Origin of the sequence: Aquiflexum balticum DSM 16537 (assembly GCF_900176595.1) — a bacterium.
Lineage (GTDB): Bacteria > Bacteroidota > Bacteroidia > Cytophagales > Cyclobacteriaceae > Aquiflexum > Aquiflexum balticum.
In genome coordinates this window covers 5,868,447-5,883,390 of record NZ_LT838813.1, presented here as the reverse complement: position 1 = coordinate 5,883,390, position 14,944 = coordinate 5,868,447, and the positions used below count along the sequence as shown (strand labels likewise).

General features: G+C 37.6%; 13 protein-coding genes. 10 read left to right on the top strand and 3 right to left on the bottom strand.

The window, feature by feature from the left end:
• The first annotated feature begins 38 nt into the window (after positions 1-38).
• The 3 genes from proS to floA all read left to right on the top strand — a co-directional run bounded on the left by proS (position 39) and on the right by floA (position 3,208).
• On the top strand, positions 39-1,520 hold the full coding sequence (gene proS / locus B9A52_RS24860; protein ID WP_084123255.1) for a proline--tRNA ligase: 1,482 nt from the start codon (positions 39-41) through the stop codon (positions 1,518-1,520).
• A gap of 209 nt (positions 1,521-1,729) precedes the next feature.
• Positions 1,730-2,191 (top strand): NfeD family protein, encoded by a 462-nt coding sequence (locus B9A52_RS24855; protein WP_084123254.1) that lies wholly within the window; start codon positions 1,730-1,732, stop codon positions 2,189-2,191.
• A 3-nt stretch (positions 2,192-2,194) separates the two neighbouring features.
• The gene (floA, locus tag B9A52_RS24850) at positions 2,195-3,208 is read left to right on the top strand and encodes a flotillin-like protein FloA (RefSeq protein WP_084123253.1); all 1,014 of its coding nucleotides are present in this window, start codon (positions 2,195-2,197) and stop codon (positions 3,206-3,208) included.
• Positions 3,209-3,276: 68 nt separating this feature from the next.
• Here the strand turns inward: floA and B9A52_RS24845 are convergent, their stop codons facing one another.
• Positions 3,277-4,854, bottom strand: coding sequence for a WG repeat-containing protein (locus B9A52_RS24845; protein ID WP_084123252.1), 1,578 nt, complete (start codon positions 4,852-4,854; stop codon positions 3,277-3,279).
• Between the two features lie 112 nt (positions 4,855-4,966).
• Entirely contained in the window at positions 4,967-6,238 is a 1,272-nt protein-coding gene (hemA, locus tag B9A52_RS24840; RefSeq protein ID WP_084123251.1) for a glutamyl-tRNA reductase, read from the bottom strand.
• A gap of 223 nt (positions 6,239-6,461) precedes the next feature.
• Between hemA and B9A52_RS24835 the strand changes: the two genes are divergently transcribed.
• Complete coding sequence (locus B9A52_RS24835; RefSeq protein WP_084123692.1) at positions 6,462-7,157, top strand: ComEA family DNA-binding protein; 696 nt, start codon at positions 6,462-6,464, stop codon at positions 7,155-7,157.
• Positions 7,158-7,223: 66 nt separating this feature from the next.
• Here B9A52_RS24835 and B9A52_RS24830 read toward each other — a convergent pair whose 3' ends face one another.
• On the bottom strand, positions 7,224-8,864 hold the full coding sequence (locus B9A52_RS24830) for an amidohydrolase (protein WP_084123250.1): 1,641 nt from the start codon (positions 8,862-8,864) through the stop codon (positions 7,224-7,226).
• A gap of 51 nt (positions 8,865-8,915) precedes the next feature.
• Between B9A52_RS24830 and B9A52_RS24825 the strand changes: the two genes are divergently transcribed.
• The 6 genes from B9A52_RS24825 to B9A52_RS24800 all read left to right on the top strand — a co-directional run bounded on the left by B9A52_RS24825 (position 8,916) and on the right by B9A52_RS24800 (position 14,786).
• Positions 8,916-9,392 (top strand): type I restriction enzyme HsdR N-terminal domain-containing protein, encoded by a 477-nt coding sequence (locus tag B9A52_RS24825; protein ID WP_084123249.1) that lies wholly within the window; start codon positions 8,916-8,918, stop codon positions 9,390-9,392.
• Between the two features lie 71 nt (positions 9,393-9,463).
• Complete coding sequence (locus B9A52_RS24820; RefSeq protein WP_084123248.1) at positions 9,464-10,177, top strand: Crp/Fnr family transcriptional regulator; 714 nt, start codon at positions 9,464-9,466, stop codon at positions 10,175-10,177.
• 402 nt (positions 10,178-10,579) lie between these two features.
• Positions 10,580-11,041, top strand: a complete 462-nt coding sequence (locus tag B9A52_RS24815) for a rhodanese-like domain-containing protein (RefSeq protein WP_317045530.1) — start codon at positions 10,580-10,582, stop codon at positions 11,039-11,041.
• Between the two features lie 100 nt (positions 11,042-11,141).
• Positions 11,142-11,897, top strand: a complete 756-nt coding sequence (locus B9A52_RS24810; protein WP_084123246.1) for a DUF547 domain-containing protein — start codon at positions 11,142-11,144, stop codon at positions 11,895-11,897.
• Positions 11,890-13,245 carry an NAD(P)/FAD-dependent oxidoreductase gene (locus B9A52_RS24805; protein ID WP_084123245.1) on the top strand — a complete coding sequence of 452 codons (1,356 nt, stop codon included), beginning with the start codon at positions 11,890-11,892 and terminating at the stop codon, positions 13,243-13,245. Before B9A52_RS24810 ends, B9A52_RS24805 begins: the two co-directional genes overlap by 8 nt.
• Positions 13,242-14,786: a 4Fe-4S binding protein gene (locus tag B9A52_RS24800; protein ID WP_084123244.1), complete on the top strand. Its 1,545-nt coding sequence runs from the start codon at positions 13,242-13,244 to the stop codon at positions 14,784-14,786. Before B9A52_RS24805 ends, B9A52_RS24800 begins: the two co-directional genes overlap by 4 nt.
• Positions 14,787-14,944 lie beyond the last annotated feature (158 nt).

Sequence of the window (14,944 nt, the reverse complement as noted above, 5' to 3'; positions counted from 1 at the left end):
GCGAAGATAATTAGATTTTTCAAATCAACAAAAACACTATGAGTAAAGGATTGCCCAAAAGAAGTGAAGACTACTCTTTGTGGTACAATGAATTGGTAAAAAGAGCTGACCTAGCTGAAAACTCCCCTGTAAGAGGCTGTATGGTGATCAAGCCTTATGGGTATTCCATCTGGGAAAAGATGCAGGCTCAATTGGATAAAATGTTTAAGGAAACAGGTCATGTGAATGCATATTTTCCTCTTTTTATACCAAAGTCCTATCTTTCCAAAGAAGCCAAACATGTGGAGGGCTTTGCGAAAGAATGCGCAGTGGTCACACATTACAGACTGAAGAATTCAGAAGATGGAAAAAGTGTAATTGTAGATCCGGAAGCAAAATTGGAAGAGGAATTGATTGTGAGACCAACTTCCGAAACCGTTATTTGGAGTACCTATAAAAATTGGATTCAATCTTACAGGGATCTGCCTTTATTGGTCAATCAATGGGCGAACGTCGTAAGATGGGAAATGAGAACCCGTCTCTTTTTGAGAACTACAGAATTTTTGTGGCAAGAAGGCCATACTGCACATGCAACCAAAGAGGAGGCAATTGCAGAGACCGTTCAGATGATGAATATTTATGCACAGTTCGCTGAAGAGCATATGGCCTTACCAGTAGTGAAAGGCGTCAAAAGTGAAAATGAAAGATTTGCAGGCGCTGAAGACACTTACTGTATTGAGGCTATGATGCAGGACGGTAAAGCTTTGCAAGCAGGAACTTCCCACTTCTTAGGTCAAAATTTCGCAAAGGCTTTTGACGTTAAATTTGCTACCAAAGAGGGTGGATTGGAGTATGTGTGGGGAACCTCCTGGGGTGCCAGTACCAGATTAATGGGAGCATTGATTATGGCGCATTCTGATGACAACGGATTGGTATTGCCGCCTAAATTGGCACCGATTCAGGTTGTGATCATTCCGATCTATAAAACTGACGAGGAATCAAAAAACATTTCAGAAAAAGCAAATGAAATCATAACCAAGCTTCGTTCCAAAGGAATTTCTGTTAAATTCGATGATAGAGATACCCACAAACCGGGATGGAAATTTGCCGAATATGAATTGAAAGGCGTGCCGGTACGCATTGCAATGGGTCCTAGAGATTTGGAAAACAACTCTGTTGAAATTGCCAGAAGAGATACGCTTTCTAAGGAGATTGTTAACCTTGAAGGGGTAAAAATTGAAGAATATATATCTGAATTGCTGGATATAATCCAAAAGGCCATTTTTGAAAAAGCGCTAAATTTTAAGCACGAAATGACAACAGAAGTGGATTCTTGGAAAGAATTTGAAAGCCTTCTCGAAAATAAGGGCGGATTTCTATCCGCTCATTGGGACGGAACCAATGAAACCGAGGAAAAGATCAAAGAGTTGACAAAAGCAACTATAAGGTGTATCCCTATAGATAGGAAAACTGAAGCAGGTAAATGTATTTTGACTGGGAAACCTTCAGAAGGACGGGTTCTTTTTGCCAGAGCCTATTAGTGCTGTATAACATGGAAGGATTTCAAATAGGACTTTCTTAGTTGAAACATCCATTGAACTTATTATTCTCAAACTTTATTTAGACAAAAAGTTGATCAAAAGCCTTCTGTGGAAAATTCAGAAGGCTTTTTGATCTATCTTAAAAAGAAATCTTAGGTCTGATTTTTCTCAACGGGAAAAACTGCCTATTTTCATGAAAAATATTATTTATGACATGGCTCATATTAATCAGCTTATTGACCATCGGGCTGATATTGGTGATTACTGAAATTCTTTTTGTACCTGGTACTACTTTGGTGGGTATTTTGGGGGTATTTGTTACTATAGGGGGCATCTATTATGCATTTATTTCCTTCGATAATCAATTTGCTTGGATAATTCTGGGACTTACGCTGTTGTTGAATTTCTCAGTCCTAGTATATGGATTTCGCTCAGGGGTATGGAAAAAGTTTGCGTTAAAAGAATCAATTACCAGCAGGGCTTTTGATGACAGATTATTGGGATTGGAAGTAGGTATGGAAGGAAAAACAATCTCTGATTTGAAACCCATAGGAAAAGCAGAGTTTCTTAATAGGATTTTTGAAGTAAAATCCAATTCAGGTTTTATTTCTGTCGGTTCAAAGGTTTTTATCACTAAATTGGAAAATAATACTATCATCGTTAAAAAATAACTTATGGAAATGACTAATTCGGCTTTTATTTTATTTACAGCTTTTGCCGCGCTGATTTTACTATTTATTTTTCTCTATTTCGTTCCCGTCAATCTTTGGATTACGGCCATCTTTTCAAATGTAAAAGTCGGGATAGGGGAATTGATTGGGATGCGAATCAGGAAAGTTCCGCCGAGTGTTATTGTGAATTCTCTCATTACTGCAACCAAAGCAGGATTGGCCCTTACTACCAATGATTTAGAAACCCATTATTTGGCAGGGGGAAATGTCCCGAATGTCATCCGGGCCTTAATTTCAGCCGATAAAGCCAATATTACCTTGAGTTTTAAGCAAGCAACGGCCATTGACCTTGCCGGTAGAGATGTGTTTGAGGCGGTTCAGATATCAGTTAATCCAAAAGTAATCAATACACCTAATGTGGCTGCTGTTGCAGCAGACGGTATCCAATTGATTGCCAAAGCGAGGGTTACTGTTAGGGCCAATATTGCTCAGTTGGTAGGTGGGGCCGGGGAAGAAACCATTCTGGCTAGAGTAGGAGAGGGTATTGTTACTTCGATTGGTTCTGCACAAAATCACAAAAGTGTTCTTGAAAATCCGGACAAGATATCTAAACTGGTCTTGGAAAGAGGCTTAGATGCCGGTACTGCTTTCGAAATTTTATCCATCGATATTGCGGATATAGATGTAGGTACTAACATTGGTGCGAAATTACAGATTGACCAAGCATCGGCAGATTTGAAAGTTGCTGAAGCCAAGGCTGAGGAAAGAAGGGCTATGGCAGTGGCTTTGGAGCAGGAAATGAAAGCAAAAACAGTGGAAATGAGAGCAAAAGTAATTGCTGCTGAAGCAGAAATCCCCAAGGCAATATCTGAGGCCTTTAGGAGTGGCAATCTTGGAGTGATGGATTATTACAGAATGGAAAATATTAAATCTGATACAGAAATGAGATCATCTATTGCAGGTACCGATACGGGAAGTGGCAAAGAAGGCGGTAAAAGTAAGTTGGGAGATAAATAGATTATAAAGGTTTATCATATAAAAAAATCCGGGCAATGAATATTGTCCGGATTTTTGTTTTTAAGATATCAACTTCCAAGTCTTTTTCTCTTTTCCTTATTGCTTTCAGGTAAGACCGGGATAGGAGGTGCCTGATATTGATATTCTGCCAATATCTGTGAACTTCCGTGATCAAAAAGAATGCTTTTGTAAAAAAGCGGAAGTAAAAAATCACCTTTTTCATCCAATATTCCATACTTATCACCAAGCCTAACCAAAATCCTGTCTTTTCCTTCTCTTCTTAATTCATCAAATTTTGGTTGGATTAATTCATTCCCGAAAGGATCCAATAGACCAAATGCGCTTTCATTTTCGGAAATAAAATAATTTTCATCACCTCTGGAAATTCTTCCGAAGGAAGTTTCGGAAAGTAGAAAATCACTTTTATTCAAAAGATGATATCTCCCGTTTTTTTTGACTATGGAAATACCCTTTTCAAAATCACTTACAGATTCAAATTGAAATGGAGACAACAATTGACCCGAATTGTCAATAAAGCCCCAAAGACCATCGTTTTTTACTGCTGCTATTTCCTCTGAAAAACCCCGAACTTCTTCAAAAGAAGCTGAAATCGACCAATTTCCTGATTTATTGATAAAGCCATATTTTCCGGCATTCATAGCGGGGAAGAGGTTTTCACTGCCTGGAAGAATTTTTTCCACATCAGTTACCGGATTGACCTGCCATCCATTTGGGCCAAGCAAACCCAGTTTTTTATCTCTCAGAAATACATTAAAATGTTTTTGTCCAACCGGAACAACTTTTTCCATACCAACCTGATCCAAAAGAATCCCGTCATATTTCATTACTCTTCTAAGTTTACCATGCACAAACTCCAGAATCAGATCTCCATCTAGCGTGATTTTGTGATAGGAAGTGTATTTGATATCCACTTTTTCTTCACGTCCCCTAATCAGCATATATTGATTGCCTTCTAATGCAAAAAAATAGTTGTCATCCAAATATTCCATTTGATCGATAATGGGGTCCAAAATGTATTTCCCTTCTCTGTTGATCAAGCCTAATCCGGTTGTCTGTTTTGATACCAGAAAATTTTCATTGATTTGTTTGACATCCAGATGCGGTTTTTTTGGAGTTATTGAAAGCGGTAGAAAGAAACCTTCTGCTGATTTGGCGATTACCTGGCCGTTGGTGGTCAGTTTTGCTTCCTCCCAATTGCCTAAAAATCTTGTTTGTTTATCTGAATTATTATAAACCCAATAGTCATTGCCCTTTTTGGCTAAAACAAGGCTATACAATGTCTGTATCTCGTCATATTCAACAGGGAAAATTTTCTCTCCATATTCATGAAAAACTCCCTGACCATTTTGCCCTTTAACCACAATCCAAGGTTGGTTATAAGCGATTAAGGAAGACCCATCAAGGCTTATAAAAGGCTTGTAATCTTTGCTCAGAAGTTTTAACTCCTGATTGGCCGAACTGATTCTTACTGATTCTCCAAGGATACTGATTTGATCATATTCAATTCTGGATTTAAGCCTGAATTCCTGATCATAGACCTCATAGCTTTGGGCCAAAGCGTTATTTATGGAGCCCAAAAAAAATATTGAAATCATGCCTATTCCCAAGGCTTGGTAATTCTTCATAAGCTTATACTGATTGAAATTTTAAATTAAATGGAGAGTTGACTAAAAACAAATGCAAAAGAAAACTTTTATTTGAAAAAATAGCACGCTTTTATTAAAGGTACCGAAATAGCTATTCTTTGTTTTGATTTTGTTTTTCCAAATCAAACAAATCAGAAATGATATCGATCATTTTGTCAGCTTCATCTCTCTGACAGGCAGCTCTAAGTTGTACCACAGGCACTTTTAGAATTTTCTGCATCATGCTCTTGGTAATTTTCTCGATAATCTCAATCTGCTTTTGATCTGCATTTTTGAGAAACCGTTCCATTTCCTCCTGCCGGATTTGTTCGAGCGCATTTTTAAGCTTATTGATGGTTGGGAAGACCATCATTTCCTTTTTCCAATTGTAAAAGTCGTCGATACTTTCAGCAATGATGGTTTCCACATGGGGTATTGAAGCCATCCTTTTTTCAAGTGTTTCGGATGCCTTGCTTCTGATATTGTCGACATTATACAAGATTGCTCCGGGCACATCCTCTATAGATGTATCTATACTTCTCGGAACCGATAAATCAACAAAAAGTTTATAACTCTGAATATTCATTTCCTTCACCATTGATTTGGTGATGAAAGGCTCAGATTTCATAATTGAGGACACGATCACATCCGCATTTTGCATTGCTTCTTTGCATTGCTCAAATGGAACAACGGTGAATCCCAATTCATCTGCCAGTTGTTTGGCTTTATCAAATGTTCTATTGGTAATGGTGACCTGGGCTTCAGGAATATGGACCATGTTTTTTGCGACATCCTCTCCGATTTCACCTACACCTATCAAAAGAACCCTGGGTTGGTAGGTATTTGATGTGAGTTCTTCGATAAGTTCAACAGCTGCATAGGATACAGAGGCAGCACCATCTCTGAAGGCAGTTTCCTGTACCACACGTTTGTTGGTAAAGAAAACTGTGTGCATCAATCGGTGGAGAAAAGGACCCGCTAAATCCAGATCAGCAGAAGCCTGGTAAGCCCTTTTTACCTGATTGGCAATCTGCATATCACCTACTACCTGGGCTTCTAAACCTATTGAAACTTTAAACAAGTGTTCAATGGCTTCTCTATCTTCATTGAAAACTTTAAAGTATTCCAGATAATCCACGACATTTGAAAGACCCTTTTCAAGGCCGATCAGTTTAATGATCTCTGCACTTAACTCCAGTTCGTGGGAATAATAAATCTCCGTTCGGTTACAAGTAGAAAGAATAAGGGTATCAGTAAGGCTAAAAAATTCTTTCAGTTTTACCAAAAGGGTATGAATAGAACCTTCATCCAAAGAAATTACCTCCCGTATCTGTACCGGAGCATTTTTGTGCGATAAACTTATGGCTCTAAACTTTTTTTGCATTATAAAATCTTTCTGTCGCAAATTTAATTCAGATTCTATAGGAAAAGAATATTTTGATTCTTTGACTCCTAATTTAAAATCTGTCTAAATAATTTTCAGGATTTGATGAAGTGGAGGTGACTTTGATAACTAAAATTGTATATTTAAATCAATTGTAGTAAATTTTCCTGTCTATATAATGTATGTAGTATCTAATTGGTTTCACTTTTCATTTCAAATTTTCATGAAAGCTAAGTTATATTTTTTTCTTAAATCTTATTTTGGGTTTTCGCAGCGTGAATCCAGAGGCCTGGTGATTGTTTTTCCTGTTTTATTCCTGTTATATCTTTTCCCATCCGTTTATGATTGGATGCTCAGAAAAAAAAATGAACAGCAGTACGAGCAATATTTGGGAAAAATAGACAGTCTCATTCAGGCAGGGTGGCAGCCCTATAATCCTAACCCGAATTTCTCCAATGAAACATTCAACCAAGATACCTCCAAGAACCGAATCAATTATCAGAGGCCGAAATCCCCGCAGTTAAATAAACTGCTATTTAATGAGGCAGACTCTGTCGTATTGCAGATTGTCCCCGGTATAGGGCAGACAATGGCCGGTAGAGTGGTGAAATTCAGGGAAAACATGGGTGGAATTCACCACAAAGACCAGTTACTTGAGGTTTATGGAATGACACCGGAGGTCTTGGAAAGGGTTTTTGAGTATTTTGAATTTCATCCCGAAATATTCAGGAAATTGGCAATCAATCAATCAGATGTCTCTTCATTGGCACAACATCCCTATATCAATTATGGCGCTGCAAAAGTGATAGTGGCTTATCGTGAACAGCATGGATTCTATACTCAAGCAGATGATTTGCTCAAGATAAAAATCTTCAATGAGGAATGGCTGGAAAGATTAAAGCCATATCTGGAGTTTTAATGGGAATAATCGGACAAAGGCAGAATTAGTATTGTTTAAAAGGTGGATTTTCCTCAAACCATCATATCAATAAACTTTTTCCCCACCTATATAAGTGGCGAATACTTTGACATTTCGAAGATCAATTTCAGGGCATAGCATAATATCTTTTTCAAGAACCACAAAATCCGCAAGCTTTTCCGGTTCAATACTTCCTTTCAAATGCTCTTCAAAATTTGCATAAGCCGCCCAGATGGTCATTCCTTTCAAAGCCTGTAAGCGAGTAATTTTATTTTCGGACTGAAATCCATTTTCAGGTAAATTATTGGCATCTTTTCTAACTACAGCAGCATGAAATCCATACAAGGGATTGATATGTTCAACAGGGAAATCACTTCCTAAAGCAAGCATGCCATTTTGGTCCAAGAGATCTTTATAAGCATATGCAGTCTTAATTCGCATGGCCCCCAACCTTTGACCCGCCCAATACATATCGGAAGTGGCATGGGTGGGTTGTACCGAGGGGATAATGCTATAAGCAGCGAATTTTGACATATCTTCATTACTTACAACTTGGGCATGTTCAATTCTCCACCTGAGATCATTTTTGCCTTTTAAATATTTGGCATAAATATCCAAAAGCGTCCGGTTTGCAGAATCTCCTATACAATGTGTATTCATCTGGAATCCGTTATCATAGATTCTTTTTGCCAATGCATCAAAATCAGCCGGGTTTTTTAATAAAAAACCATAATTACCGGCATGGTCATGGTATGGTTTTAGCAGAGCAGCACCTCTTGAACCAAGAGCCCCATCACCATAAATTTTAAAGCTTCTGACAGTTAGAAAATCGTTTTGGACAGGACCGGTTGTAAAAAAATGTTCCATGTTTTCTTCAGTAGGATTGACCATGGCATAGACACGCATTTTGAGTGAGCCCTCTTGATGCATTTTTTCAATCAAGTCAATTGTTTCTTTTTCCAAACCGGCATCCACAACTGATGTAAGTCCAACTTCAAAGCAATTTTCCTGGGCTGCAATCAGGGCATTTCTTGATTCTTCAATACTCCATGCAGGGATATGGGTGGATACCAATTTGATTGCATTATCTATCAAAACTCCGGTAGGTTGTTTGTCTCTAAGAATTACTTTTCCGCCTGTCAATGTTGTTGTTGCCGTAACTTTGCCTAAATCCAAAGCTTTTTGGTTTGCCAAAGCAGCATGACCATCTATTCGTGTGAGTAGCACAGGAGTATTTGGGAATAGGGAATCCAATTTTTCTTTGGCGGGAAATTCCTTACTTTCCCACAGATTCTGATCCCAACCCTGTCCAAGGATCCAAGTCAAATCGGGGTTTTTATCAGCATGGTCTTTGACTCTTTCGACCAACTCCTCTTCTGATTCCGTTCCAAGCAGATCGGCAATTCCTAAGCCCAACCCATACCTGTAAAAATGAGAATGGGCATCAATAAACCCCGGGTAAATGGATCTGCCATCCATATCAATCGTCTCTTCTGACTTGTATTTTGACAGAATAGACCGGTCGCTACCAATTTCAATGAATCTATTGTCTTTGACTGCAAATGCCTGCAAAATCGAAAAGCCTTCGTCAACTGTGTAAATGACTGCATTGTGCACAATGAGGTCTACTTCTTCTTGTTCAGGATTACATGAAAAAAAACATAAACTGAAAAAAATCATAGAAAGGATTGGGATATTTTTTTTCATTTTATAAAGTTTGATTTATAATAGTAATGTAAAACCCGGCATATTTGTACTATGAAGTTGTCCAGCAAGGATTTTTTGACAGAATCCTTAAATTTTCCCCAATTTGAGTTTGAATTGACTGAGCGTAATGGAAAATTAAGCATTTTCGATTCACTTAGAAAGAAGTTTCTCATATTGACACCGGAAGAATGGGTCAGGCAACATATGATTCAATTTCTGGTCCAATTTAAAAATTATCCAAAGAGTCTTTTTGCATTGGAAAAAGGATTGAAATATAATGCTGTGCAAAAAAGATTTGATATTTTGGTTCTTGATAGGATGGGAAAACCCTTTCTGCTTATTGAATGTAAGGCCTCCGATGTAAAACTTTCACAAAAAACAGCTGAGCAGATAGCTGTATATAACAAATCAATAGAAGCTCCATTTATTGGGGTGAGTAATGGAAGACAGCACCTGTTTTTGGAATTGGCAGGAAATGGGACGGAATATATTCAATTAAATGAATTACCCAATTTCCCAATTAATTAATGTGATTTGTGTCATGTTTTCTGTTATCTTTGGATGTGAAAATCAAACACTCAATTTGACAAAACTGCCTAATGAAAGTCCAACAAAAAAGCACACCATGTGAGCTTTGCATGAGCCGAAAGTTCTCACTTTTCGCAGATCTTTCTGAGCAACATCTTTGTCATCTATCTGACAGTAAGAACTTTATAACCCATAAAAAGGGTCAAATTCTTTTTTATGAAGGAACCAAACCACTTGGTGTTTTTTGTATCAATGATGGTATTGTCAAGGTATATAAGACTGCTTCAAATGGAAAAGAACAGATAGTAAGATTGGCAAAAAAAGGTGATTTTTTAGGATATTCCTCCCTTTTGGGTGAGGAATCCTACTCAAATTCAGCCACTATCGTGGAAGATGCCAAAATCTGTTTTGTACCGAGGGAATCGTTTCTTAAGGTCCTTGCCGAAGACACCGGATTCCATAGGAGAGTCACCAAAGCCCTTTGCCACGATTTGGGTGTTATGGAAGAAAAACTGACCGATGCAACCCAAAAATCCATCAGAGAAAGGTTGGCTTTTACACTTTTGAAACTGAGTGAAACGTATGGAATAGATGGTTCTGCTGGGGAAAAAATTGATATTATTCTCACAAGAGAGGAAATTGCAGGATTGGTTGGAACCGCAACAGAAACAGTAATCCGGTTGCTTTCGGAATTCAAAAAAGATGAACTTATTGATTTTGAAGGAAAGAAAATCATAGTGCTGGATAAAAAAGGACTTGCAAGGCTTTCGGATTTTTACGGGTAGTATTTCATTTAATTGAAGCCATATATTTTGATCAATTAATATTATTAATATAAACTCTAACTTAATCTGGAAATATTTTTAGTCATTTTAATTTTTCAAACCTCATTATTAACATTAACTAAAGTCCCGTAGGGACATGATATAGGTAAAATCAAACTATTAATCGAACAGCTTTTGTGCCTTTAGGTACAAAATATATTCCGTACCTAAAGGCACGGAAATTCGCCAAAATGAAATTTGCCTACCCATATCTAGTCCCTAACGGGACGTTAAAGACATCTAGAAATAACGAGGATTTTCTAAAGTACACTATAGCATAACCTTCCTATTTTGTAATATCAGAAATCTTTTTGAACCTGTTTTTGTTGTCCTAGCATGAATGTCCGTTTAACCCTAATTATATTGTTCCTATCAATCAGCTCAGCATCCTTTGGACAAAGTGCTGCTTATAAAACCCTACTTAAAGGATACTATGATAAGGATTTCCCGATTGTTTATCCTTATCAAAATGAGATAGTTGAAAAGGCTCTGTTTTTGGATACCCGTGAAAAAGAGGAATTTGAAGTAAGCCATCTTCAAGGAGCGAAATGGGTCGGTTATGAAACTTTTTCATTGGAAAGCCTTCAGGATATTCCAAAAGATGAAACTATTGTTGTTTACTGCTCTATCGGTGCGAGAAGTCAGGATATAGGGAAAAAGCTGAAATCTGCCGGTTACAAAGAAGTCTATAATTTGTATGGGGGGATTTTTCATTGGGTAAATGAAGATTATCCGGTATATAAAAATGAAGAGGAAACAGATGAAGTTCATGCTTTTAGTAAAATATGGGGTATTTGGCTTGAAAAAGGAAAGAAGGTATATTGAATTGTCTTGCAGACGACAGGGATTGTTTTGCAGATGGGTTAGATTTGTAATCTGATATTTGTAAAAAACAGTAATTCTAAAAACCATTTGGGCTTTCTTCATGAAAATATTTATAACCTTAATGTTTGTCTTTTCTTTTTTGTCCTGTCAGGGGTCTGACTTGGGTCAAAAAAATTCAAACCCACCTGATCATCAGATTTTCGATGAATTGCTGAAAAAACATGTCAGCAAGGATGGTGTAGTTAATTATAAGGGATTTATCAGTGATAAGGAAAAGTTCGAAAAGTACTTGGACCTTTTGAGCAACAATGCGCCTGATAGGAGTACTTGGAGTAATGACGAACAATTGGCCTATTGGATAAATGCGTATAATGCGTTTACTGTTAAATTAATTGTAGATAATTATCCGGTAGCAAGTATTCAGGACCTGCATCCCAAAATCAAAATACCTTTGGTAAATACAGTCTGGCATATCAAATTCTTTAAAATAGGAGGGGAAGAGGCCAGTTTAGATGAGATTGAGCACAAAATTCTGAGAAAAGAATTTGATGAGCCCCGAATTCATTTTGCCATTAACTGCGCGTCTTTTTCCTGTCCTCCGCTTTTGAATGAAGCCTTTTTCCCTGATAAATTAGAAGATCAATTGAATAAGGTTGCCAAATCATTTATCAACGATCCCAAGAGAAATTTAATCCGACAGGAAAAGGCTGAGTTATCCCAGATTTTTTCATGGTTTAAAGGTGATTTCACTAAAAAGGGAAGTTTAATTGATTATATTAACCAATATTCTGTAATTAAAATCAAATCAAACGCTAAAATATCCTACCTAAATTACGACTGGTCACTTAATGAATAAGCCCAAAAAAAGAGTTGTTATCATTGGAAATGGGATTTCTGGAATTACCTGTGCCCGGCACATTAGAAAGAAAGATGGAAATGCTGAAATTCTGGTTATCTCGGGTGAAACTGATCATTTCTTCTCCCGCACGGCACTCATGTATATTTACATGGGACATATGAAATACGAACATACCAAACCTTACGAAGACTGGTTTTGGGAGAAGAATAATATCCTTCTGAAAAAAGCATGGATAAATACGATTGACTTTGAAAGAAGGATTTTAAAATCTGCCGATGAAGAGATCGGTTTTGATATTCTGATTCTGGCTACAGGTTCCAAACCCAATAAATTTGGATGGGTAGGCCAGGATTTGGAAGGGGTTCAGGGACTATATTCTTACCAGGATTTGGAATTGATGGAAAAGAATACCAAAGGGATAAGAAATGCGGTTGTAGTTGGTGGTGGCCTGATAGGTATTGAAATGGCAGAAATGCTGAGGTCAAGAAATATTCCTGTCACATTTTTGGTAAGGGAAGAAAGTTTCTGGGATAATATACTTCCAACTGAAGAGTCCAATTTGGTCAACAGGCATATCCAAGAACATCATATTGACTTAAGACTCCGAACAGAATTAGATGAAATCCTTGGTGATCAAAATGGACGGGTAAAATCCGTGAGGACGAAAAACGGTGAAATCCTGGAGGCACAATTTGTTGGGTTGACCGCAGGTGTGAGTCCCAATATTGGATTTCTTTTAAACAGTGGTTTAAAAATCAATAGAGGGATTTTGGTTGATTCCTATTTTAAGACAAATGTAGAAGATGTCTATGCGATTGGGGATTGTGCGGAGTTTTATAATGCGCCGTCGGCCGACCGAAAGAATATAGAGCAAGTGTGGTATACCGGTAGAATGCATGGAGAGACCTTGGCGTATAATCTTACTTCAAGCGATGCTGTACCCTATAAACCCGGTGTTTGGTTTAATTCGGCAAAATTTCTGGATATTGAGTATCAAACTTATGGACAAGTACCCCCGTATTGGGACGAATCCATGTCAAGCTTTTATTGGGAAGATAAAGGAGGTAAGGCTTGTTTGAGGATACTTTTCACCAAAGCGGACAAAAGTATTTTAGGGGTTAATGGATTTGGATGGCGGTTACGTCATGAATTTTTTGACAAAGCAATAAGCGAAAAATGGCAATTGGAGAAAGTTATTTTAAACCTGCACAAAGCAAACTTTAATACTGAATTTCACAAAAATTTCCATGAATTGGTCTTAAATCAATATAACCAACAATTCGGTAAAAAACTGGCATTGAAAAAATCTTCCTTTTTACAAAAAATTCTAGGATCAAGGGCATGAAAAATATTCAAAAAGTAGGACTGATTTTATTTGTTTTGGGTTTTATAGCCTTTAGCATGTTACCTTTTTTTGGAAGTTATTTTTTGGATAAAGAGACTGTTCAGCGTGAAGTAAAAAGCATCCATCAAGAGGTAATGGTAGATATTCTTTCGCCCATGTATGGAAAGGAATATTCCTCAAATTTTGAGTTTATTTCAGATTTCAATAAATATTTTGATGCTTTTAATGATCGTCTCAAGTCCGAACAGGATTGGGATAATGTGATTTGGGATAACTATGTCTTTCCATTGACTAAAGCAGCTTCAAAAGGACCTTTGGTTGAAGAACCATATTATTACTTGGCCATTACGATTGGTTTGGCAGTTGTGGGCGGATTGATTTACATATTGCCTTTGTACCGGAATGAACCGGAAGGCATCAAAAACAATGGTATATTTTTTTCCTCCATGAAATCAAGGGGGCTTTTGGGGATCATCATTGGGACCTGGTTGATTTTATTTTATGTGATTTTGTATTGGTTTCCTGAGTATCTTACCAATCTGGTTTTGATGGTAGACCCGCTGAGTATAGCGCTTTCAGGCAATCCTGCGAGTCAATGGTTTTTATATGGACTGATTTATACCCTTGCTATTCTGGTAATGGGGATCAGAATGTTCCGAAAATACCGAGGAAATAACTATCAGACTATCCGGACTGTCTCGGTCATGTTTTTTCAATTGGCCTTTGCCTTTTTGATTCCGGAGATTTTGGTATTATTGAATATGCCCTGGCATGATTTTAAGAATATCTGGCCCTTGGATTATTCATTTTTCTATGAGTATAGGATAGATGGGATGCTGAGTTCAGGCGCTCTGGGTATGTTTATGTTAGTTTGGGGAATCATTTTGATTGTACTGGGCGTTCCATTATTTACTTATTTCTATGGGAAAAGATGGTATTGTTCTTGGGTTTGCGGTTGTGGAGGTTTAGCTGAGACTTTGGGGGATCCTTACAGGCAATTGTCCGATAAATCCCTAAAGGCTTGGAAAATTGAAAGGTATATGGTCCATGGAGTTTTGGTTTTTGCGGTTGTTATGACCGCTGTGACTATTGTGAATTACTTTATGGAATTTGGACTATTGGGTCAGGCCACAGATCAGCTGCACTCCATTTATGGTTTTATGATAGGCTCGGCTTTTGCAGGGGTTATCGGAACTGGGTTTTATCCTTTTATGGGTAACCGGGTATGGTGCAGATTTGGCTGTCCTTTGGCAGCCTACTTGGGTATTGTCCAAAGATTCAAGTCTAGGTTCAGGATTACTACCAATGGGGGTCAATGCATATCCTGTGGTAATTGTTCCACCTATTGTGAAATGGGGATAGATGTTAGATGGTATGCTCAAAGAGGACAAAATATAGTACGGGCTTCCTGTGTAGGCTGTGGGGTTTGCTCTGCAGTATGTCCAAGAGGAGTCCTGAAACTTGAAAATGGAGAAGAAGCGGGAAGACTCAATGAAATGCCGATCATTATAGGAAACAAATCCATCAGCCTTAAATCTTAATTGCAAAACATTAGGTGGATTAACTCTACTTTATCAATTTAGAAGAGAAGAATGAAGGCTTTTCATATAGATTATTTAATTCTATAATGTGAAAAAAATTTGGGTATTCTAAGGTTGGCCTTATTGCCCCTTTTGGGGCGAAATATTGGTAGGAAAAA

Bases quoted from the DNA above. Each gene is read 5' to 3' on its own strand.
- proS (WP_084123255.1), top strand. From the start codon at position 39: ATGAGTAAAGGATTGCCCAAAAGAAGTGAAGACTACTCTTTGTGGTAC.
- B9A52_RS24855 (WP_084123254.1), top strand. From the start codon at position 1,730: ATGACATGGCTCATATTAATCAGCTTATTGACCATCGGGCTGATATTG.
- floA (WP_084123253.1), top strand. From the start codon at position 2,195: ATGGAAATGACTAATTCGGCTTTTATTTTATTTACAGCTTTTGCCGCG.
- B9A52_RS24845 (WP_084123252.1), bottom strand. From the start codon at position 4,854: ATGAAGAATTACCAAGCCTTGGGAATAGGCATGATTTCAATATTTTTT.
- hemA (WP_084123251.1), bottom strand. From the start codon at position 6,238: ATGCAAAAAAAGTTTAGAGCCATAAGTTTATCGCACAAAAATGCTCCG.
- B9A52_RS24835 (WP_084123692.1), top strand. From the start codon at position 6,462: ATGAAAGCTAAGTTATATTTTTTTCTTAAATCTTATTTTGGGTTTTCG.
- B9A52_RS24830 (WP_084123250.1), bottom strand. From the start codon at position 8,864: ATGAAAAAAAATATCCCAATCCTTTCTATGATTTTTTTCAGTTTATGT.
- B9A52_RS24825 (WP_084123249.1), top strand. From the start codon at position 8,916: ATGAAGTTGTCCAGCAAGGATTTTTTGACAGAATCCTTAAATTTTCCC.
- B9A52_RS24820 (WP_084123248.1), top strand. From the start codon at position 9,464: ATGAAAGTCCAACAAAAAAGCACACCATGTGAGCTTTGCATGAGCCGA.
- B9A52_RS24810 (WP_084123246.1), top strand. From the start codon at position 11,142: ATGAAAATATTTATAACCTTAATGTTTGTCTTTTCTTTTTTGTCCTGT.
- B9A52_RS24805 (WP_084123245.1), top strand. From the start codon at position 11,890: ATGAATAAGCCCAAAAAAAGAGTTGTTATCATTGGAAATGGGATTTCT.
- B9A52_RS24800 (WP_084123244.1), top strand. From the start codon at position 13,242: ATGAAAAATATTCAAAAAGTAGGACTGATTTTATTTGTTTTGGGTTTT.